This is a genomic window from Burkholderiales bacterium (genome assembly GCA_036262035.1).
Classification (GTDB): domain Bacteria; phylum Pseudomonadota; class Gammaproteobacteria; order Burkholderiales; family SG8-41; genus JAQGMV01.
In genome coordinates this window covers 89,292-109,748 of sequence record DATAJS010000023.1, presented here as the reverse complement: position 1 = coordinate 109,748, position 20,457 = coordinate 89,292, and the positions used below count along the sequence as shown (strand labels likewise).

17 protein-coding genes are annotated in these 20,457 nt (G+C 67.3%); 6 read left to right on the top strand and 11 right to left on the bottom strand.

The window, feature by feature from the left end:
• Positions 1-229: 229 nt before the first annotated feature.
• The 5 genes from VHP37_24365 to VHP37_24345 form a co-directional block, all read right to left on the bottom strand.
• Positions 230-2,179: an acetoacetate--CoA ligase gene (locus VHP37_24365; GenBank protein ID HEX2829501.1), complete on the bottom strand. Its 1,950-nt coding sequence runs from the start codon at positions 2,177-2,179 to the stop codon at positions 230-232.
• An 89-nt stretch (positions 2,180-2,268) separates the two neighbouring features.
• Positions 2,269-3,780 (bottom strand): lysine--tRNA ligase, encoded by a 1,512-nt coding sequence (lysS, locus tag VHP37_24360; GenBank protein HEX2829500.1) that lies wholly within the window; start codon positions 3,778-3,780, stop codon positions 2,269-2,271.
• A gap of 2 nt (positions 3,781-3,782) precedes the next feature.
• Positions 3,783-4,887 (bottom strand): peptide chain release factor 2 gene (prfB, locus tag VHP37_24355; GenBank protein ID HEX2829499.1). Its coding sequence is split into 2 segments (ribosomal slippage): positions 3,783-4,805 and positions 4,807-4,887, totalling 1,104 coding nucleotides; the frame shifts between segments, so codons are not numbered across the junction.
• A gap of 100 nt (positions 4,888-4,987) precedes the next feature.
• Complete coding sequence (gene recJ / locus VHP37_24350) at positions 4,988-6,652, bottom strand: single-stranded-DNA-specific exonuclease RecJ (protein HEX2829498.1); 1,665 nt, start codon at positions 6,650-6,652, stop codon at positions 4,988-4,990.
• 23 nt (positions 6,653-6,675) lie between these two features.
• Complete coding sequence (locus tag VHP37_24345) at positions 6,676-7,707, bottom strand: hypothetical protein (GenBank protein HEX2829497.1); 1,032 nt, start codon at positions 7,705-7,707, stop codon at positions 6,676-6,678.
• 63 nt (positions 7,708-7,770) lie between these two features.
• Between VHP37_24345 and VHP37_24340 the strand changes: the two genes are divergently transcribed.
• From VHP37_24340 to VHP37_24325, 4 genes are all read left to right on the top strand, one after another.
• Positions 7,771-9,030: a lipoprotein-releasing ABC transporter permease subunit gene (locus VHP37_24340; protein ID HEX2829496.1), complete on the top strand. Its 1,260-nt coding sequence runs from the start codon at positions 7,771-7,773 to the stop codon at positions 9,028-9,030.
• Positions 9,023-9,709 (top strand): lipoprotein-releasing ABC transporter ATP-binding protein LolD, encoded by a 687-nt coding sequence (gene lolD / locus VHP37_24335; protein ID HEX2829495.1) that lies wholly within the window; start codon positions 9,023-9,025, stop codon positions 9,707-9,709. The genes VHP37_24340 and lolD overlap by 8 nt, the downstream gene beginning before the upstream one ends.
• Positions 9,710-9,853: 144 nt before the next feature.
• Positions 9,854-10,396, top strand: coding sequence for an MOSC domain-containing protein (locus tag VHP37_24330; GenBank protein ID HEX2829494.1), 543 nt, complete (start codon positions 9,854-9,856; stop codon positions 10,394-10,396).
• A gap of 12 nt (positions 10,397-10,408) precedes the next feature.
• Complete coding sequence (locus tag VHP37_24325; GenBank protein HEX2829493.1) at positions 10,409-10,759, top strand: DUF2200 domain-containing protein; 351 nt, start codon at positions 10,409-10,411, stop codon at positions 10,757-10,759.
• A 28-nt stretch (positions 10,760-10,787) separates the two neighbouring features.
• Here VHP37_24325 and VHP37_24320 read toward each other — a convergent pair whose 3' ends face one another.
• From VHP37_24320 to VHP37_24305, 4 genes are all read right to left on the bottom strand, one after another.
• On the bottom strand, positions 10,788-11,138 hold the full coding sequence (locus tag VHP37_24320) for a hypothetical protein (GenBank protein HEX2829492.1): 351 nt from the start codon (positions 11,136-11,138) through the stop codon (positions 10,788-10,790).
• Between the two features lie 3 nt (positions 11,139-11,141).
• The gene (locus tag VHP37_24315) at positions 11,142-12,860 is read right to left on the bottom strand and encodes a potassium/proton antiporter (protein ID HEX2829491.1); all 1,719 of its coding nucleotides are present in this window, start codon (positions 12,858-12,860) and stop codon (positions 11,142-11,144) included.
• A gap of 92 nt (positions 12,861-12,952) precedes the next feature.
• Complete coding sequence (locus VHP37_24310) at positions 12,953-13,582, bottom strand: DNA-3-methyladenine glycosylase (GenBank protein HEX2829490.1); 630 nt, start codon at positions 13,580-13,582, stop codon at positions 12,953-12,955.
• The gene (locus VHP37_24305) at positions 13,579-14,145 is read right to left on the bottom strand and encodes a DUF2062 domain-containing protein (protein HEX2829489.1); all 567 of its coding nucleotides are present in this window, start codon (positions 14,143-14,145) and stop codon (positions 13,579-13,581) included. Before VHP37_24305 ends, VHP37_24310 begins: the two co-directional genes overlap by 4 nt.
• Positions 14,146-14,222: 77 nt before the next feature.
• Here VHP37_24305 and VHP37_24300 point away from each other — a divergent pair, with 77 nt between their 5' ends.
• Entirely contained in the window at positions 14,223-16,616 is a 2,394-nt protein-coding gene (locus tag VHP37_24300; protein HEX2829488.1) for a DNA internalization-related competence protein ComEC/Rec2, read from the top strand.
• Positions 16,617-16,755: 139 nt separating this feature from the next.
• Positions 16,756-18,945 carry a bifunctional (p)ppGpp synthetase/guanosine-3',5'-bis(diphosphate) 3'-pyrophosphohydrolase gene (locus VHP37_24295; protein HEX2829487.1) on the top strand — a complete coding sequence of 730 codons (2,190 nt, stop codon included), beginning with the start codon at positions 16,756-16,758 and terminating at the stop codon, positions 18,943-18,945.
• Positions 18,946-19,152: 207 nt separating this feature from the next.
• Here VHP37_24295 and VHP37_24290 read toward each other — a convergent pair whose 3' ends face one another.
• Positions 19,153-19,854 (bottom strand): SUMF1/EgtB/PvdO family nonheme iron enzyme, encoded by a 702-nt coding sequence (locus tag VHP37_24290; GenBank protein HEX2829486.1) that lies wholly within the window; start codon positions 19,852-19,854, stop codon positions 19,153-19,155.
• 177 nt (positions 19,855-20,031) lie between these two features.
• Positions 20,032-20,448 carry a DUF350 domain-containing protein gene (locus tag VHP37_24285; GenBank protein HEX2829485.1) on the bottom strand — a complete coding sequence of 139 codons (417 nt, stop codon included), beginning with the start codon at positions 20,446-20,448 and terminating at the stop codon, positions 20,032-20,034.
• Positions 20,449-20,457 lie beyond the last annotated feature (9 nt).

Genomic DNA, 20,457 nt, shown 5'->3' with positions numbered 1-20,457 from the left:
GACCGCCGGCGCGACGCGGCTGTGCAGCGGTTTTACAACGCGTTACATCCGTAACACTCGATGTCGCCGCGCGCAGACACTGTCTGCGCTGTGTCGCGCAATTCGGTGAAGGAAAAGCAAGCAGCGCGCCAGGTGGCGCGAGGCATCCTGCGGATGCCTCGCGTTGCGCCGGTGAACGCCAAGGAGGGAAACCAAGGTTTCCCTCCTTGAACCTGCCTTCCTTCAGGGTTTAATTCCGCAGCTCTTCGCGGTCGCGATAGAGATCGAGCGCTTCGGGATTGGCCAGCGCTTCGACGTTTTTCACCGGCCGGCCGTGGACCACGTTGCGCACCGCGAGCTCGACGATCTTGCCGCTCTTGGTCCGCGGTATGTCGCCGACCTGCACGATGCGCGCGGGCACGTGGCGGGGCGTGGTGTTGTCGCGGATCTGCTTCCTGATCCTGTCGCGCAGCGCATCGTCGAGGGTGACGCCGTCGCGCAGGCGCACGAACAGCACCACCCGCACGTCATGGTCCCACTCCTGGCCGATGGCCAGGCTTTCCACCACCTCGTCGAGGCGCTCGACCTGGCGGTAAATCTCGGCAGTGCCGATGCGCACGCCGCCCGGATTGAGCACCGCGTCCGAGCGCCCGTAGATGACGAGACCCCGATGCTCGGTCAGCTCGACGTAATCGCCGTGGCACCACACGCCGGGAAAGCGCTCGAAGTAAGCGGCGCGGTACTTGGCGCCGTCGGGGTCGTTCCAGAATCCCACCGGCATCGACGGGAACGGCTTTTCGCAGACGAGCTCGCCCTTGTCGCCGTGGACCGGTTTGCCCTCGTCGTCGTAGACCTCGACCGCCATGCCCAGGCCGCGGCACTGGATCTCGCCGCGATACACCGCACCGATGGGATTGCCGAGCACGAAGCACGAGATGATGTCGGTGCCGCCCGAGATCGACGAGAGCTGCACGTCGCGCTTCACGTGCTCGTAGACGTAGTCGAAGCCTTCGGGGACGAGCGGCGAGCCGGTCGAGAGCACCGCTTTCACCGACGACAGGTCGTGGGTGTGGATCGGGTCCAGGCCGAGCTTGGCGGCGGCGTCGATGTACTTGGCCGACGTGCCGAAGATCGTCGCCTTCTCGGCTTGCGCGTAGTCGAAGAGGATGCGGCCGTCCGCGGCGAACGGCGAGCCGTCGTACAGCAGCAGCGTCGCTTCGGACGCGAGCGCCGAGACGAGCCAGTTCCACATCATCCAGCCGCACGTGGTGAAGTAGAAGATGCGCTCGCCGGCTTTGAGATCGACGTGCAGCCGCTGCTCTTTCAGGTGCTGGAGCAGCGTGCCGCCGGCGCCGTGCACGATGCACTTCGGCACGCCCGTCGTGCCGGACGAATACATGATGTACAGCGGATGGTCGAACGGCAGGCGCTCGAACTCGATGTCGCCGGGATAATACGGCGCGAGGAAGTCGTCGAGCAGCGTCGCACCGCGCAGCCCCGAAAGGTCGGGCTTCGGCTGGGTATACGGCACGACGAGGGTCTTCGCCACGGTCGGCAGCTTGTCGAGGATCTCCTGGATGCGCGGCACGACGTCGATGGTCTTGCCGGCGTAGTAATAGCCGTCGGCGGCGACGAGCACCTTCGGCTCGATCTGGCCGAAGCGGTCGAGCACGCCCTGCACGCCGAAATCGGGCGAGCACGACGAATAGATCGCGCCGATACTCGTCGTCGCCAGCATCGCGACCACCGCCGCCGGCATGTTGGGCAGATACCCGCCGACGCGGTCGCCTCGCGCGACGCCCGCGGCGCGCAGCGCCTGTGCGAAGCGCGATACGTCGTCGTAGAGCTGTGCGTAGGTGACGCGCGTGTGAACCTGCTCCTCGCCCTTGAAGACCAGCGCGACCGCGTCGTCGCGCCGGCGCAGCAGGTTCTCCGCGAAGTTGAGCCGCGCATCCGGAAACCATCGCGCGCCCGGCATGCGGTGGCCGTCGAGAAAGGCGCGCTCGCCGGCATCGCCGACGACGCCGCAGAAATGCCACAGCGCGGTCCAGAACGCTTCGGGCTGCTGGATCGACCACTGCCAGAGGTGCTCGTAGTCGTGCACGTCGACGCCGCACGTCTCGCGCACGCGCTTCATGAACGCAGTCAGGTTCGCCTGCGCGAGGCGTTCGGGCGAGGGCTTCCACATCGGCTCGTTCATGACTCCTCCGTCACACCGTCACCGGTTTATGTCACCGGTTCTCGTCACCGCCTCATCCGTCACCGCTTCACCCGTCACCGCCTCATCCGTCACTCTTCCCGCGTCTCCGGCCGCATGTGCGGGAACAGGATCACATCGCGTATCGACGGGCTGTCGGTGAGCAGCATCACGAATCGATCCACGCCGATGCCCGCGCCGCCGGTGGGCGGCAGGCCGTATTCGAGCGCACGGATGTAATCGGCGTCGAAGTGCATGGCCTCGACGTCGCCGGCCTCCTTCTGCCGCACCTGCTCGCGGAAGCGCTCGGCCTGGTCGTCGGCGTCGTTGAGCTCCGAGAAGCCGTTGGCGATCTCGCGGCCCGCGATGTAGAGCTCGAAACGTTCGGTGATCTCGGGGTTCGAGTCGCTGCGGCGCGCGAGCGGCGACACTTCGGCGGGGTAGTCGAGGATGAACGTCGGCTGGACGAGCGAAGTCTCCGCCGTCGCTTCGAACAGCGAGAGCTGCAGGCCGCCGACGCCGTCGGTGGGCTTGTACGACGCCTTGAGCCGCTGGAGCGCCGAGATCAGCTTGTCGCGGTCGTTCAGGACATCGTCGCCGTACTGCGGGTTGTACTTCCGGATCGCCTCGACGATGGTGAGCCGGTCGAACGGCTTGCCCAGCTCGATGGTCTGGCCCTGGTACTGGACGCTGGTCGAGCCGGTCGCCTCCTGCGCGACATACGCGAGCATCTTCTCGATGAGCTCCATCAGGCCGCGGTATTCCATGTATGCGGCGTAGAACTCGATCATGGTGAACTCGGGATTGTGCCGGGTCGACATTCCCTCGTTGCGGAAGTTGCGGTTGATCTCGAACACGCGCTCGAAACCGCCGACCACGAGGCGCTTGAGATAGAGCTCCGGCGCGATGCGCAGGTACAGCTCCATGTCGAGCGCGTTGTGGTGCGTCACGAACGGTCGCGCCGCGGCGCCGCCCGGGATCGGCTGCATCATCGGCGTCTCGACTTCGAGGAAGTCGCGCTCGACGAGGAAGCTGCGGATCGCCTGGATGATGCGCGAGCGCGTGCGGAAGGTCTTGCGCGTCTCCTCGTTGACGATGAGGTCGACGTAGCGCTGCCGGTATTTGATCTCCTGGTCGGTGAGACCGTGGAACTTCTCGGGCAGCGGGCGCAGCGACTTGGCGAGCAGCCGCAGGTTTTTCACGTGGACGGTGAGCTCGCCCTTGTTGGTCTTGAAGAGCGTGCCTTCGACGCCGAGGATGTCGCCGATGTCCCAGTGCTTGAAGGCGTCGTGCGTTTCCGCCCCGACGTCGTTCGTGGTGACGTAGATCTGGATGCGCCCGCTCATGTCCTGCAGCGTCGCGAAGCTCGCCTTGCCCATGACGCGCTTGAGCATCATGCGCCCGGCGATGCGCACCGACTTGGCCTCGGCCGCGAGCGGTTCACGCTCCATCCCGCCGTACTGCTCGGCGAGCGGACCCGCGAGGTCCGCGCGGTCGAAGTCGTTGGGGTAGGGATTGCCCTGCGCGCGCAGCGCCTTCAGTTTCTCGCGGCGCTCGGCGATCACCGAGTTGGTATCGAGGAGGGGAGTCTTGTTTTCTTCCATGTTTACAGCCCCTGCTTGAGGCTCGCGGTGATGAAGTCGTCGAGGTCGCCGTTGAGGACCGATTCGGTGTTGCCGATCTCGACATTGGTGCGCAGGTCCTTGATGCGCGACTGGTCGAGCACGTACGAGCGGATCTGGTGTCCCCAGCCGATGTCGGTCTTGCTGTCTTCGAGCGCCTGCTTCTCTTCGTTGCGCTTGCGAAGCTCGAGCTCGTAGAGCTTCGCTTTGAGCAGCGCCATCGCTTCGGCGCGGTTGCGGTGCTGCGACCGGTCGTTCTGGCACTGCACGACGATGCCGGTCGGGTTGTGCGTGATGCGCACCGCCGAATCGGTCTTGTTGATGTGCTGGCCGCCGGCGCCCGATGCGCGGTAGGTGTCGACGCGCAGGTCCGCCGGGTTGATCTCGACCTCGATGGTGTCGTCGACTTCGGGGTAGACGAACACGCTCGCGAACGAGGTATGGCGGCGGTTGTTCGAGTCGAACGGCGACTTGCGCACCAGGCGGTGCACGCCGGTCTCGCTGCGCAAATGCCCGTACGCATACTCGCCGGTCACCTTGAACGTCGCGCTCTTCAACCCCGCGACCTCACCCGGCGACTCTTCGAGGATCTCGGTCTTGAAGCCCTTGCCCTCGCAGTAGCGCAGGTACATGCGCTCGAGGATCGCCGCCCAGTCCTGCGCTTCGGTGCCGCCGGAGCCCGCCTGGATGTCGACGAAGCAGTTGTTCGGGTCGGCGGGGTTGGAGAACATCCGCCGGAACTCGAGCTCGGCGACCGATTCCTCGAGCGCGGAGGCGTCGTGGTTGACGCTGGTCAGCGTCGCGTCGTCGTTCTCGTCGCGGGCGATGTCGAAGAGCTCCTTCGCGTCGCGCACGCCGGAATCGAGCCGTTCCAGCGTGCCGACCACCGCCTCGAGCGTCTTGCGCTCCTTGCCGAGGTCCTGGGCGCGCTGCTGGTCGTTCCAGATGTCGGGGTCTTCGGTGAGGCGGACGACCTCGGTCAGTCGAAGCTTCTTCGAATCGAAGTCAAAGATACCTCCGCAGCTCTGCGGCGCGCGCCGCGACGTCGTCGAGGCGCTTGGCGATGAGGTTGATGTGTTCGGCTTCCATGGGGTTCCTGAATAAAGCGTTCGGGGTCAGGTCCGAATTTTCCCGGAAAATTCGGACCTGACCCCAATTAAGCCGAATTATACCGTGCGACGCGCGAGGCTCAGGCTTCGTGCCAGTGCTGCACCACGAGCTGCAGCGACTGCGTGCCGTTGAACTCGTTGACGTCGAGGCGGTAGACCGCTTCGATGCGGGCGGGGAACGTTTCGCACGCGCCGAAGAGCATCGCGTCGAACGCCCGCCCTTCGCGCGCGACCTTGAGCTTCATGTGGCGGCCGCCCACCACACGCTGCTCCACGACCTCGAAGCCGTCGAAAAACCTCGGCTCGGGGAAACCCTGTCCCCAGACCGCCGCTGCAATCGCTCTGCCTGCCGCGAGCGTGGCATGGCCGGCCGGAAGCGAGCCGTCGGTCTCGATCTGACGCTCGAGGTCGGCGGCGGTGACGAGCGATTTCACCGTGTCCTCCCACGCCGAGCGGAACACCGCGAAATCGGTCTCGCGCAGCGTGAGTCCGGCCGCGGCGGCGTGCCCGCCGAAGCGCACGACGAGGCCCGGATGGCGCTTGGTGACGAGGTCGAGCGCATCGCGCAGGTGCAGGCCGGCAATGGAGCGTCCCGATCCCTTGATCTCGCCGGCGTTGCCGCGCGCGAACGCGATCACCGGGCGGTGGAAGCGGTCCTTCAGCCGCGAGGCGACGATGCCGACCACGCCCTGGTGCCATTCGGGATCGAAGAGGGCCAGCGCACAGGCGTCGCCGACGTCCTCGCCGATGGCCGCCAGCGCCGAGTCCTGCATCTGCACCTCGATCTCCCGCCGTTCGCGATTGAGCTCGTCGAGCCGCATCGCGATCGCCAGCGCGCGGTTGGCGTCGTCGGTGACGAGGCACTCGATGCCCAGCGACATGTCGTCGAGCCGGCCCGCGGCATTGAGCCGCGGGCCGAGCACGAAGCCGAGGTCGTACGCGCCGGCGCGTGACGGATCGCGGCCCGACGCACGGAACAGCGCGGCGATACCGGCCTGCGTGCGCCCCGCGCGCATGCGCTTGACGCCCTGCTGCACGAGCACGCGATTGTTCGCATCGAGCCTCACCACGTCGGCGACGGTGCCGAGCGCGACCAAATCCAGCAGGGCCGCCATGTTGATCTCGCGTGTGAGCGCGCCTCGCGTCCTGAGCTCTTTGCGCAGCGCGAGCATGAGATAGAACATGACGCCGACGCCCGCGAGATGCTTGCTCGGGAAGCCGCAGCCGCGCTGGTTCGGGTTGACGATGCACCAGGCGTCGGGAAGGCTCTCCCCGGGCAAGTGGTGATCGGTCACGAGCACGCGCATGCCCAGCCGGTTCGCTTCGGCCACGCCTTCGAGGCTCGCGATGCCGTTGTCGACGGTGATGAGCACGTCGGGGCGCAGCCGCTCGTGCGCGAGGCGGGCGATCTCGGGCGTCAGCCCGTAGCCGTACTCGAAGCGGTTCGGCACGAGGTAGGCGACGTCCGCGCCGAACGCGCGTAGCGCGCGCATGCCGACCGCGCAGGCGGTCGCGCCGTCCGCGTCGTAGTCCGCGACGATCGTGAGCTTCGCGCGCTTTTCGATCGCGTCCGCAAGGAGGCGCGCGGCCTCCTCGAGGTTCATCATGGTTTCGGGCGCGTGCAGCCGCGTGAACGCATCGTCGAGCTCGTCCGGCGCGGTGACGCCGCGCGCGGCGTAGATGCGCGCGAGCAGGGGATGGCAGCCCGACGCGGTGAGGCGCGCGACGACCTCCGCGGGCGCCATGCGCTCGACGATCAGCGGGCCTTTCATGCGTACGCGGCGAGCGGCTTCGGACGCCGCCACACCTTGAAGAGGGCGCCGCGGGAGACGCTGAAGCGCGCGCTGTGATCGGCGCCGAGCGCGACGATGTCGAGCTCGTCGATGCGGCCGCGCTTCAATGCGGTCAGGAGCGGCGCGAACCACTCGCTCTCCAGCGCCTGGATGCGGTCGCGCCACGCGCCCGCATCCTGATAGGTCACCGCGCTGCCGAGCCGGTCGAGGACCGCGAGGTGCGGCAGCGTCGAGCTCGCGGCGCTCGAGCACGCGAGCCACGATTCCGCGTCGGCGTGCAGCGGGCTCACCGCGACATCGGCGGCGGCGGCGAGTGCGGTGGCGGCGGCGGCGTCCGCCGCCACGGTTCCGAAATGATGGCCGCGGACCTGCGGGATCGTGCCGCCGCCCCAGAACCAGACGCTGTTGACCGGCGGATCGCCGCGGTCTTCGCGCGCTTCGTTGAGTGCGTGCGAGTGCAGCAGCATCTGCGCTTCGTTGAAGCGGCGGTGCCAGTCGAGCGCCTGCTCGCCGTGCGGCAGGTGCTGCTGAACGTCCTTGCCCGCGACCTGGCTGACGGGATGCGTCGCGATCGCGGGAGCGCTCGCGCATTTCAGGTACCAGCGTTTGGGGTGCGGCGCGCAAAAGACCAGCTCACCGTCGAAATGCGCGTTGAGCGCGGCCACGAAGGCGGAGGCTTCTTCCGCGGAGAGGTCGAAGAGCGCACTGTCGACGAGGTGCAGGCCCTCGCGGCTCACCTTGATGTGCACCGGGTCCGCGCGCAGCCAGTACGCGCCGTCGGGCTCGCCGCCGTCGAGCACGAGCGTCAGCGGCGCGATCGGCCAGTCGCGCTGGCGCTCGACTTCGAACGCGCGGCACAGCCAGCCCTCGGTCGTCACGGGATCGAAGCGCTCGACCGTTGCGCGCGCGAGCAGCGTGGACAGCGCGGAAAGCTCGAGGCCGGCGGCCGCCGCGTCGGCGGTCTCGCGCGGCCAGAACAAACGCGGGATGAGCAGCGTGCATCGCATGACTGGCGCGAGTTTAGCAGCGGCAGACACGAATTCGGCGTCTGTTAAACTGCGCGCTTTCGTCTGACTAGCCGTCTCTTGAATTCATACGAGCTGTTCATCGGGCTGCGCTACACGCGCTCCCGGCAGCGCACCCGCTTCATCTCGGTCATCTCGCTGATCTCCATCGTCGGCATCGCGCTCGGCATGACGGTGCTGGTCACCGTGCTCTCGGTCTTCAACGGCTTTCAGCGCGAAGTGCGCACGCGCATGCTCGGCGCGGTCGCGCACATCCAGGTGAGCGACATCACCGAGCGGGTCGCCGACTGGAAAGCGGTCGTCGAAGCGGTGTCCAAGCATCCCGAAGTCAAGGCGACCGCGCCTTACGTGAACGCGCAGGGCCTGCTCACCAGCGGCGGCAACGTCCACGGCGCGTTCCTGCGCGGCATCATCCCGGAGCTCGAGGACACGGTGGACGACCTCGGCAGGAACATGCGCCGCGGCGACCTTGCGAACCTCAAGCCCGGCGAGTTCGGCATCGTCCTCGGCGACGCGCTCGCGCGACAGCTCGGGGTCATACCGGGCGACGTGGTCGTGCTCGTGGCGCCGCAGGGGCAGGTGACGCCGGCCGGCATGATCCCGCGGCTGCGGCAGTTCACCGTCGTCGGCACCTTCAACGTCGGCCATTACGAGATCGACTCGACGCTGGCGCTCATCCACATCGAGGACGCGCAGCGCTTGTACCGCATGGGCACCGACGTCACCGGCGTGCGGGTGAAGCTCGACGACCTCTTCCAGGCGCCGCGCGTGGCGCGCGAGCTCCTGCGCTTCCTGCCGCCGAACGCGACGGTGCTCGACTGGACGCGCATGAACGCGACGTACTTCCGCGCGGTGGACCTCGAGAAGCGCATGATGTCGCTGCTGCTCTTCTTCATCATCGCGATCGCGGCGTTCAACCTCGTCTCGAGCCTGTTCATGGTGGTGAAGGAGAAGAACGCCGACATCGCGATCCTGCGCACCCTCGGCGCGTCGCCGGGCGGCGTGATGCGTGTCTTCATGATCCAGGGCGTGCTGATCGGATTCACCGGCGTGCTGTTCGGCATCGTGTTCGGCATCCTCGGCGCGCTCAACGTCGACCATATCCTCGGCTTCGTCGAAAAGGTCTTCGGATTCAGGTTCCTGGATCCTTCGGTGTATCAGATCACCGAGCTGCCTTCGGAGCTGCATCCCGAGGACGTGATCGTCACCGCGATCGTCGCGTTCGCGCTGTCGACGCTGGCGACGATCTACCCGAGCTGGCGCGCGTCGAAGGTCAATCCGGCGGAGGCGCTGCGCTATGAGTGACGAGACCGCCGTCCTCTCGTGCCGCGACCTCGCCAAGATCTACCGGCAGGACAAGGTCGAGGTGCCGGTGCTGATGGGGGTGGATCTCGACGTCGCGCGCGGCGAGCGTGTCGCCATCGTCGGCGCATCGGGGTCGGGCAAGAGCACGCTCTTGCATCTGCTGGGCGGACTGGATACGCCCACTCGCGGCGAGATCCGCGTGCTCGGCACCGACCTGCGCTCGCAGACCGAAGCCGAGCGCGGCGAGACGCGCAACCGCGCGCTCGGCTTCGTGTATCAGTTTCACCACCTGCTGCCCGAGTTCACCGCGGAAGAGAACGTCGCCATGCCGCTTCTCATACGGCGCATGCCGAAGGAGGACGCGCACAAGGCCGCGGCCGAGATGCTCGGCCAGGTCGGGCTCTCGCACCGGCTCACGCACACGCCCGGCGAGCTCTCGGGCGGCGAGCGCCAGCGCGCCGCGCTCGCGCGCGCGCTCGTCACGCGCCCCGCGTGCGTGCTCGCCGACGAGCCCACCGGCAACCTCGACCGCCACACCGCGGAAGCGGTGTTCGAGCTGATGCTGGGCCTCAACCGCTCGCTCCAGACGAGCTTCGTCATCGTCACGCACGACCACGAGCTCGCGTCGCGCGCGAACCGCATCCTGCGGCTCGTGGACGGCGTCCTCCAGCCGGCGTAACGTCATTCCCGACCCGCGATAGCGGAAGGGATCGGGAATCCATTCTCACGGTCCCGCACGTCGCACCGCGTTTGCTTTTGTCGCGTGATAGGCGAGAATCATGTCGCAAGCGTACGGTCAGGCTTGCGAAGCAGACCTCATAAGATGCCCTCCGTCGTTCATGCCGTTCACCAGAGCACGACGCACTCGTTCTCGAAGACGACGGTGGCGCATATCACGCTCGTCGAGGGTCTCGGTGTGGACGGTGACTCGCATAGCGGGACGACGGTAAAACATCGATCCCGCGTTGCTCGCGATCCGTCGCAACCGAATCTGCGGCAGGTCCATTTGATCCACCGTGAGTTGTTCGGCGAGCTTGCCGCAGCCGGGTTTAACGTTCTTCCCGGAGAAATCGGCGAAAACGTCACGACCGAAGGCATCGATCTGCTTTGCCTTCCCGCGGGGACCGAGCTTTGGTTCGGCTCGGGCGCCGGTGTTCGACTGACTGGCCTTCGCAATCCCTGCTGGCAACTCGATGCCTTTCAGCCGGGGCTCATGGCGGCCGTGCTGGCCCGAACGGCGAATGGCGAGCTCGTGCGCAAAGCGGGCGTGATGGGTATCGTCATCCGGGGCGGCATCGTAGCGTCCGGGCAACCCATTACCGTCGCGTTGCCGCAAACGCCACGCCTTCCGCTCAAGCCCGTGTAGGGGTAGTCCACGATGTCCACGCACCGGATCTTCGCCACCAGGTTTTCGAGCGTGTATCCGCTCTATGTTCAGAAGGCGGAACGTAAAGGCCGCACGAAGGAGGACGTCGATCGAATCATCTGCTGGTTGACCGGATACAGCGAAGCCGGGTTGCGGCAACAGCTCGAGCAGGAAAGCGACTTCGAGACGTTCTTCGCCCGGGCACCGGCCATCCATCCGAACAGCTCGCTGATCAGGGGCGTGGTCTGTGGCGTTCGCGTGGAAGAAGTGGAAGACCCGCTGATGCAGAAAATACGCTACCTGGACAAGCTGATCGACGAGCTCGCCAAGGGCAAATCGATGGAAAAGATTCTGCGGCAGTAGCGGCGATGCTCCCGGGCGCCTTTCCGGCTTAAAGCGTCGCAGGGTTGTTGCTCTGGCGCTCCTCACTCACTGCGATCAGATGCATGATCCCCGCCCGATAGGCGTCGCTGTAGAACCGCGCATCGTGCAGCGACTGCGTCATGACGAAGTTGGGCGCGCTGACCCTGATGAACATCGGCACGATCGTGCCCACGGCGATGATCGCGAGGCCGGTCCAGATCCAGCCGATGATCGCGAGCGCAGTGCCGACTCCGAGTATGGGCATCATGATGAGAGGCAGCAGCAGCCGGCGGCTCACGAAGCGCGCGGCGCCTTTGCGGTCGATGTCCACTCGGATGCGGCCGGCGTGATAGGCCTCGACGAATTCCTTGTATTCCATTGATCACCTGAATTTAAGACCTACGCGCGAGACGCGGCCGTCTTCGGCGGTCTCGCGGATGACGAACTCGACGCGTCCCACTTTCAGCCGGTCGCCGACGACCGGGCGCTTGCGGAACACGCGCTGGAGGTAAGCGCCGAGCGTGACGTCGCCCGCGCCGGGCGGCATCTCCACGCCGTAGAAAGCCGCGATGTCTTCCAGCCCCGCGTCGGCGTCGAGCACGAGGTCGCCGAAGAACTTGTGCTCTTCGAGGCGTTCCGGATGGTGCGGCGCTATGAACGCGCGGTTCAGCGCGTCGACGTGCTCGGCTTCGGCGAGCACGAACACGCGATCGCCGGGATTGAGCGCGGTGACGTGCTCGGGCGGCTCGATGCGCTCGTCGCGCAGCACGCCGGCGATGGACGTCTGCTCGGGCAGCGGCAGGTGCGCGAGCGGTGTGCCGATCGCGGGGCTGTCTTCGGCGAGGTCGTAGCGCACGAGCTCGAGGTCCCAGTGTCCCGCGGTGCCGAGGTCGTAGCGGCCTGCCGGCAGCGAGGCGGGCGGCACTTCGAGCTGGAGCACCCGCGCCGCGGGCGCGACGGTCCACCCCTGCACGAAGAGCGACACCAGCACCACGAAGAACGCGATGTTGAAATAAAGCCACGCGTTCTCGATGCCCGCGACGAGGGGGAAGACGCCGAGAATGATCGGCACCGCGCCGCGCAAGCCCATCCAGGCGATGAACGCCTGCTCGCGCCACGGGAAGCGAAACGGCGCCAGGCACACGACCACCGCGATCGGCCGCGCGACGAGCGTGAGCACGACCGCGACGAGCAGCGCTGTCGGCGCGACGTACACGAGCTCGCGCGGCGTGGCGAGCAGTCCCAGCACGAGGAACATGCCGATCTGCGCGAGCCACGCCAGGCCGTCGTGCACGCGCAGGATGTTCTGGGCCGAATGCACCTGGCGGTTGCCCATCACCAGCCCCGCGACGTAGATCGCCAGAAAGCCGCTGCCGTGCAGGCTCGCGGTCGCGCCGAAGATCGCGAGCGCGAGCGCGGAGGCGAGCAGCGGATACAGCGCCTGTGCGAGCTCCAGCCGGTTGATGATCGCGACCATGAGATAGCCGCCGACGAGCCCTGCGGCGCCGCCCACGGCAAGCTCCGAAACGAGCCGCGTCACCACCGAGAGATCGAGCCCGGTCTTGCCCGCCGCGATCGCCTGCACCAGCACGATCGTGAGGAACACCGCCATCGGATCGTTGCAGCCGGACTCGATCTCCAGCGTCGCGCTGACCCGCCGCTTGATCGCGAGGCCGCGCGAGGAGAGCACCGAGAAGATCGCGGCGGCGTCGGTCGATCCCACCACCGAGCCGAGCAGCAGCCCCTGCAGCCACGTGAAATCGAACAGCTCGACCGCGAAGAAAGCGATGACCGCCGCGGTGGCGAACACGCCGAGCGTGGCGAGCACGATGCCCGGGCCGATGCCGACGCGCACGCTTCCGGCGTGCGTGCGCATGCCGCCGTCGAACAGGATGATGCCGAGCGCGATCGAGCCGATCAGGTAGGTGAGCTGGACGTCGTGGAACTGGATGCCGCCGGGCCCGTCCTCGCCCGCGAGCATGCCGAGTATCAGGAAGACGAGCAGCAGCGGGGTGCCGAAGCGCGAAGCGAAAGCGCTGATGATCACGCTCGCCGCGATCAGCGCGGCGCCGACGAGTATGAGCGTGTTGGCGGATTCCAAAGCGAGTGTTCAGTGTCGAGTGTTTAGTGTTCAGTCAAATGCGGCATGCTCGAGATTTTCGCCAAGGTCAACTCAACACTAAACACTCAACACTATCCGTTGTCGGCAGTAGCCGACAGAGGATCCAGGCTGCGCCACATATACCACGTGGCCACCGAGCGCCACGGCGCCCACGCCTTGGCGATACGCCGCATCTTGAGCTTGGACAGCGGCCGCCCCGAGTTGTAGTGCAGGCTCATCGCGCGCTGCAGCCCGACGTCGTCGAGCGGCAGCACGTCGGGCCGCGCCATATAGAAGATGAGGAACATCTCGGCGGTCCAGCGCCCGATGCCCTTGACCTGAGTGAGCTCGGCGATCAGCGCTTCGTCGTCGAGCGCGCTCCAGCGCGCCGGGTCGAGCGCACCGGATGCGAAGCGCTGAGCGAGATCGCACAAATACGACGTCTTCTGTCCCGAGAGGCCGCACGAGCGCAGCCGGGTGACATCCGCGCCCGCGACATTGGCCGGCGTGATCTCGGCGACTTCGGCGAGCACCCGCTGCCACACGCTCTGTGCCGCCTTGACCGAGATCTGCTGGCCGACGATCGCGCGCGCGAGCGTCGAGAACGCGTCGCCGCGACTGCGGACCGCGAGCCCGTCGTGGCGCCTGGCGAGCTTCGAAAGGACGTTATCGCGTGCGGCGAGCTCGCGCGTCGCCTGCGGCCAGTACTCCGGGACGCTCATCGCTGCGCCTTGACCGCGCGCCTCACCTGGCGGCGCCGCCATTCGATCATGACGTGCAGGCGCCAGCCCCAGTCGACCAGGAGATATCCCGCGATCGCGAGGAGGATCGCGAGCAGCGGCAAGCCCACGATCAGCGGATAGCCGACGCCGGTGATCCAGTCCCAGGCCGTCGACAGCCACTCGCCCATGCCCTTGCCTTCGAAGATCCCCACCAGCGAAGGCAGGTCGTTGTCGTTGCGGAAGAGCGCGACCTGGCCGATCTTGAATGCGGCGTAGTACAGCGGAACGATCGTGAACGGGTTCGAATAGAGCGTCACCAGCACCGCGATCGGCAGGTTCACGTGGAACACGATGGCGAGCAGCGACGCGGCGAGGAACTGCACCGGATTGCTGCCGGGTATCAGCCCCGCGAACATGCCGGCGGCGACGCCGCCCGCGACCGACCGGCGATGCAGGTGCCAGAGGTTGGGGTGCTGAAGCCGCGGTCCGAAACAGGCGACGTAGCGGTGCTGCCGTATGGTGTCAACGTCCGGCAGGTACTTGCGGAAGAGCTTGCGGGCCATCGGCGCGGTTGCTTAGGCGGTTTCGTATTGTAACTAAAGAACTAGTCGCGACCGCCCGCGCCGCGCGTTGTAACGCCATGCGCGTGTGCATCGTCCTCTTCGCGTGCGGTGCGTGGCTGTTGCAGCGCCAGGCCGAGCTGCCGCAGCTCGTGTACGCGTGGGCGCTGCTCGGTGCGTTGCCTCTATGCGTGCTCGCCGCGCGCCGTTCGTACGGGGCGCGAGCGCTCGGTTTCGCGGCGCTCGCGTGCGTGGCGGCCGCCTCCGGCTTCTATTGGGCGGCTGCGCGCGCGCACCTGCGGCTTGCCGATGCGCTGCCGCCGGCATGGGAGGGCCGCGACATCGAGATCGTCGGCGTGGTCTCGAGCCTGCCGCAGCCGTTGGATCGCAGCGTGCGCTTCGAATTCGACGTCGAGCACGTGTTGACGGCGGGCGCGGTGGTGCCCGAGCGCGTGCTGCTGTCGTGGTGGGGGCGCTCGCGTGACGCAGCGGTGCAACTGCCCGAAGCGAGCGCGGGCGAGCGCTGGCGCTTCACCGTGCGCCTCAAGCGCCCGCACGGCACCGCGAATCCGCACGGGTTCGATTACGAGGGGTTTCTGCTCGAGCGCGGCGTGCGCGCGACGGGATACGTGCGGCCCGGCACGTCCCCGCAGCGCCTGGCCGACATGGTGCACCGGCCTGCTTACTGGGTCGAAGCGGTGCGCGAGCGATTGCGCGCGCGGATACTGCAAGCGCTGGAGGGCGAGCGCTGCGCCGGCGTCATCGCGGCGCTCGTCATGGGCGATCAGCGCGCGATACCGGCCGATCAATGGCAGACGTACACGCGCACCGGCGTGAACCATCTCATGAGCATTTCCGGCCTGCACGTGACGATGGTGGCCGGACTGGGCTATGCGCTCGCGTATTTCCTGTGGCGGCGCTCGGCGCGGCTCACGCTATGGCTCCCCGCGGCCAGGGCGGCGGCGCTCGCCGGCGCGGTGACCGCGCTGCTCTACACCTTGCTCGCGGGCTTCGCGGTACCGGCGCAGCGAACGCTGTACATGATTGCCGTCGTGGCCGCGGCGTCGTGGGCCGGTGTCGCGGCCCGCGTCTCGGCGGTGTTGTGTGCGGCGCTGCTGGTCGTGATCGTGCTCGATCCATGGGCCGTCACCTCCGCCGGATTCTGGCTTTCGTTCGGCGCGGTCGCGGCGATCCTGTTCGTCGTGGTGAACCGCGTCGGCACGCCGCACTGGCTCGCGCTGTGGGCGCGCACGCAGGGGGTGGTGACGATCGCGCTGCTGCCGCTCCTGCTCGCGCTGTTCCAGCAGGTCTCGCTCGTGTCGCCGCTCGCGAACGCACTGGCGATCCCGGTCGTGAGCCTGGTCGTCGTGCCGGTCGCGCTCGTGGGGAGCGTGATGCCGTTCGATCTGCTGCTTGGACTGGCGCAGATCATCATGCATGCGACGCTGGTCGCGCTCGAATGGATGAGCGCGCTGCCCGCGGCGGTATGGCAGCAGCACGCGCCGGTCGAATGGGCGGTCGCCGTGGCGCTCGTCGGCACGTGCTGGATGATCTTCCCGCGCGGCGTTCCGGCGCGGTGGCTGGGCGGAGTCGCCTGCCTGCCGCTGTTCCTCGTATTCCCGCCGCCGCTCGCCGAAGGCGAAGCGAAGATCACGGTGCTGGATGTGGGGCAGGGGCTCGCGATCGTCGCGCGCACCGCGAGCCATGCGCTCGTCTTCGACACCGGCCCCGCGTATGGCGCGGCCTCGGACAGCGGCAACCGCATCGTCGCGCCGTATTTGCGTGCGGTCGGTGTCCGGAGTCTGGACGGACTGGTCCTGAGCCACGACGACAGCGATCACACCGGCGGCGCGCTGTCGCTGATCCAGTCGGTGCCCGTCGGCTGGCTCGCAAGCTCCCTGCCCGACATGGATCCGCTGCCGCTGGTCGCGGACGACGCCTTTCGTTGCCACGCGGGGCAAGCGTGGGAATGGGACGGCGTGCGGTTCGAGATGCTGCACCCGCCGCTCGCAAGCTACGCCGAGCCGCTCAAGAAGAACGACCGGGGATGCGTGCTGCGGATCGCCGCGCCCGGCGGCAGCGTGCTGATCCCCGCCGATGTCGAGCGCGCGGTGGAGGAGGCGCTGCTCGCGCGTGCCGTCGACGTGCGCTCGGACGTGATCGTCGCCGGCCATCACGGCAGCAAGACGTCCTCGACGCGCGAATTCATCGCGGCGGTGCGCCCGCGGGCGGTCGTTTTCTCGGCCGGCTATCGCAACCGGTTCGGGCATCCGCATCCGGACGTGGTGGAGAGATATTTGCATACCGGTGCGATGCTGTACCGCACCGACCGCGATGGCGCGCTGACGATCTCGATCGCACCGGAATCGGGCGTGACCGTGGAGCGTTATCGCGAGCGTTATCGGCGCTACTGGCTTGCCGCGCCCGGCGATGACGTAAGGCGCCTCGAAGCACAGCTGACCGCTATGCCGTAGCCGTCATCGCGAGGCGCGAAGCGCCGTGGCGATCTCGTGACGCACGTTCCGGATTGCTTCGTCGCAATGACCTTATTCCACTTTCGTCTGTCAGACTTGGGGTGCGTGCTGTATCTTCCCCGCTCGATTCGGATCCGCCATGGTCACCCGTTCCCATCTCCAGCTCGTCCAGACCGAAACCGCCGCGCTTCAAGCGTGGCGCGCGCGCCTCGCCGCCGCGGCAGGCCCGCAGAACGCGCTGATCGAGCGCGCGCTGGATTTCGCCGCGCCGCTGTACGAAAACCGCGTCCTTGGCGGCGACCGCCCGCTGCTCGCGCACGTGCTCGACGTCGCGCAGACGCTCTCCGCGCTCAACCTGGACGCGGACACGCTGGCCGCAGCGCTCCTGTATCCGGCGTACGAGCGCTCGCCCGACACCGCGCGCGCGATCCGCGAGAAGTTCGGCGTGGCGATCGCCGATCTCGCCGAAGGGGTCGTGCGCATGGCGCACATCGGCGCGCTCTCGACCCGGAGCGGGGCGGCCGGGAAACCGCAGCAGCAGGCCGCGCAGCTCGAGTCATTGCGCAAGATGCTGCTCGCGATGGTGCAGGACGTGCGCGTCGTCCTGATCAAGCTTAGCGACCATCTGCAGGATCTGCGCGCGGCGATCAAGAGCGAGGACGAAGCTTCGAAGCGCGCCGTCGGCGAGCTCACCCGCGACATCTTCGCGCCGCTCGCGAACCGCCTCGGGGTGTGGCAGCTCAAGTGGGAGCTCGAGGACCTCGCGTTCCGGCTGCTGGAGCCCGTCACCTACAAGGAGATCGCCAAGCTCCTCGACGAGAAACGCCTCGACCGCGAGCGCTACATCGAGGCGGTGATCGCGACGCTCAAAGGCGAGCTCGCGCGCGCGGGGGTCGCCGCCGAGGTGACCGGGCGGCCCAAGCACATCTACAGCATCTACAAGAAGATGCAGAGGAAAGGCGTGGGCTTCGAAGCGCTGTTCGACGTGCGCGCGGTGCGCGTGCTCGTCGACGACGTCAAAGACTGCTATGCCGCGCTCGGCCTGGTGCACCATCTGTGGTCGCCGATCCCCAAGGAGTTCGACGACTACATCGCCAAACCGAAAGCGAACCAGTATCGCTCGCTGCACACCGCGGTCATCGGCCCCGAAGGCAAGGCGATCGAGGTGCAGATCCGCACGCAGGAGATGCACCAGCACTCCGAGCTCGGCATCGCCGCACACTGGCGGTACAAGGAATCCGGCCGCCACGAGCGCGGGTACGACGAGAAGATCGCGTGGCTGCGCCAGATCCTCGAATGGAAGGACGAAGTCAGCGACGCGAGCGAGCTCGCCGAGCAGTTCAAGACCGAGCTCTTCGCCGACACGGTCTACGTGCTCACGCCGCAGGGACGTGTCATCGACCTGCCCAAGGGCTCGACGCCGATCGACTTCGCCTACCACGTGCACACCGAGCTCGGCCATCGCTGCCGCGGCGCGAAGGTCGACGGCGCGATGGTCCCGCTCAACACGCCGCTCGCCAACGGCCAGCAGGTCGAGATCCTCGCCGCGAAGCAGGGCGGGCCGAGCCGCGACTGGCTCAATCCCGCGCTCGGCTTTTTGCGCAGCCAGGGCGCGCGCAGCAAGGTGCGCAACTGGTTCAACCGCCAGAACCTCGAAGCGGACCTCGCGCAGGGGCGTGCGATGCTGGACAAAGAGCTCCAGCGCCACGGCATGACCGCGCTCAACCTCGACAAGCTCGCGGCGGACATGGGGTTCGAGAAGCTTCCGGACCTGCTCGTGGATATCGCGCGCGGCGCGGTCGGGCCGAAGCAGATGCAGGATGCGCTGAAGCCGCCGGAGCCGCAGATCGAGCCCGAGGAGACGATCGCGGTTCCGAAGAAACCGCGATCGTCGGGCAAAGGCAGCGTGCTCGTCGTCGGCGTCGACAAGCTGCTCACGCTCACCGCGAAATGCTGCAAGCCCGCGCCGCCGGACAGGATCGTCGGCTTCGTCACGCGCGGCCGCGGCGTGAGCGTGCACCGCGCCGACTGCGCGAACGTGAAACGCCTCGACAACGAGCGCTGCGTCGCCGCCGAATGGGGCGATGCCTCGGGCGCGACGTTCCCGGTCGACGTCGCGGTCGAGGCGCTCGACCGTACGGGTCTGCTGCGCGACATCTCCGACGTGCTCACGCGCGAGCACGTCAACGTCACCGCCACCTCGACGCAGACCACCGCGCACATCGCGCGGATGCGCTTCACGTGCGAGGTCGCGAACCTCGATCAGCTGTCGCGCGTGCTCACGCTGGTGCGGGACGTCAAAGGCGTGATGTCGGCCGAAAGACGTTAAGCGTCAAAAGCATTGACACGGAGGACACGGAGGAAAAGCCACGGAGGGCACGGAGGAAACCAGGAACGTCATTGCGAGGAGCGACAGCGACGAAGCAATCTCGCAGGGTGCGCCACGTCGCCGCTACGCGGCTCCCCGCGATGACACGTTCTTGACCTCCGTGTCCTCCGTGTTCCTCCGTGTCCTCCGTGTTCAAGCTTTTAGCTCTTAACGCACACAGCGGAAGCTGATGTTGTGATGACCTGAGGCGGGATTACGCGAGAGGTTGCGCCCGCGCTGGGTCGTCGTGATCTCGTCGGCGCGCGAATCGTGCCCGCCGCCGCGCGCCGCGCGCACCGGGCCGGGCTTCAAATCCTCGCGGCCGTCGTCGGCGCGATAAGGGTAGGCGCGATACGCGCTCGCCACCCAGTTCCACGCGTTGCCCGCCATCTCGCGCACGCCGTACGGGCTCGCGCCGGCGGGACGTGCGTCGACCGCCGCGGTCTCGTTGTAGCGCGCTTCGAACTGCGCGCGTTTCGCATCGGCCGGCTCGTTGCCCCACGGATAGCGCCGTGCGTCGGTCCCGCGCGCGGCTTTTTCCCATTCGGCTTCGGTCGGCAGGCGTTTAGCCTTAGAGCGGCAGTACTCGACGGCGCCGGCCCAGGGCACCTCGACCACCGGATGGTTGTCGTAGCCCGTATCCGCCACCCAGCGCTCGCCGCGCCGGTGGATGCGCGCATCGGGATCGTCGAAGTCGTACAGGCGCGACGCGGGTTTCGGTGCGGCGTTCAGGAACTCGGCGTACTGCGCGTTCGTGACGGGGAAACGATCGATCGAGTAAGCGGGCAGGGTAACGGTATGCGCGGGCTTCTCGTCGTCGGGGCCTTCGTTGCTGCCCATGGTGAACGGGCCGGCGGGGATGGCGATCATCTCGGACAACGGTGCTTGCGCGAGGACCGGAGCGGTAAGTAGCAATAAAACCCACCCCCACCCCAGCCCTCCCCCTGTGGGGGAGGGAGTGTTTTTCGTCACCGCCTCACCCGTCACCGCTTCATCCGTCACCGGTCTACCCGTCACCGGTTTTCGTCACCGCTTCATGTCACCCACTCAATAAGTCATGCACGCCGAATTCAGCAAACCCGTAGCCAGCGAAACCGACCCGAGAAACACGCCCGGCGCGAGCTTGCCGGCGGGGATGTCGCTCGCGATGCCGGGCATGATGCGTCTCATGACGAGGAACACCAGCGTCTGGACTGCCAATGCGACCACGCCCCACATCGCCATCTCGAGGAGAGTGATGCTCTGTGCGACCGCGTGCGCGAGCGGGATGGCGAAGCCGAGCACCGCGCCCGAGAGGCTCGCCGCTGCGGCCACGTTGCCGTCGCGGATCAGGGCGATCTCGCGGTACGGCGTGATCCAGACATAGATGCTGATGAAGATCGCCAGCAGCGCAAGGCTCGCCCCGAGGTAGACGACGAAGTCGTCGATGCCGCGCGCCGAGTGGATCAGGATGTCGGTATCCATTCTTGCCTT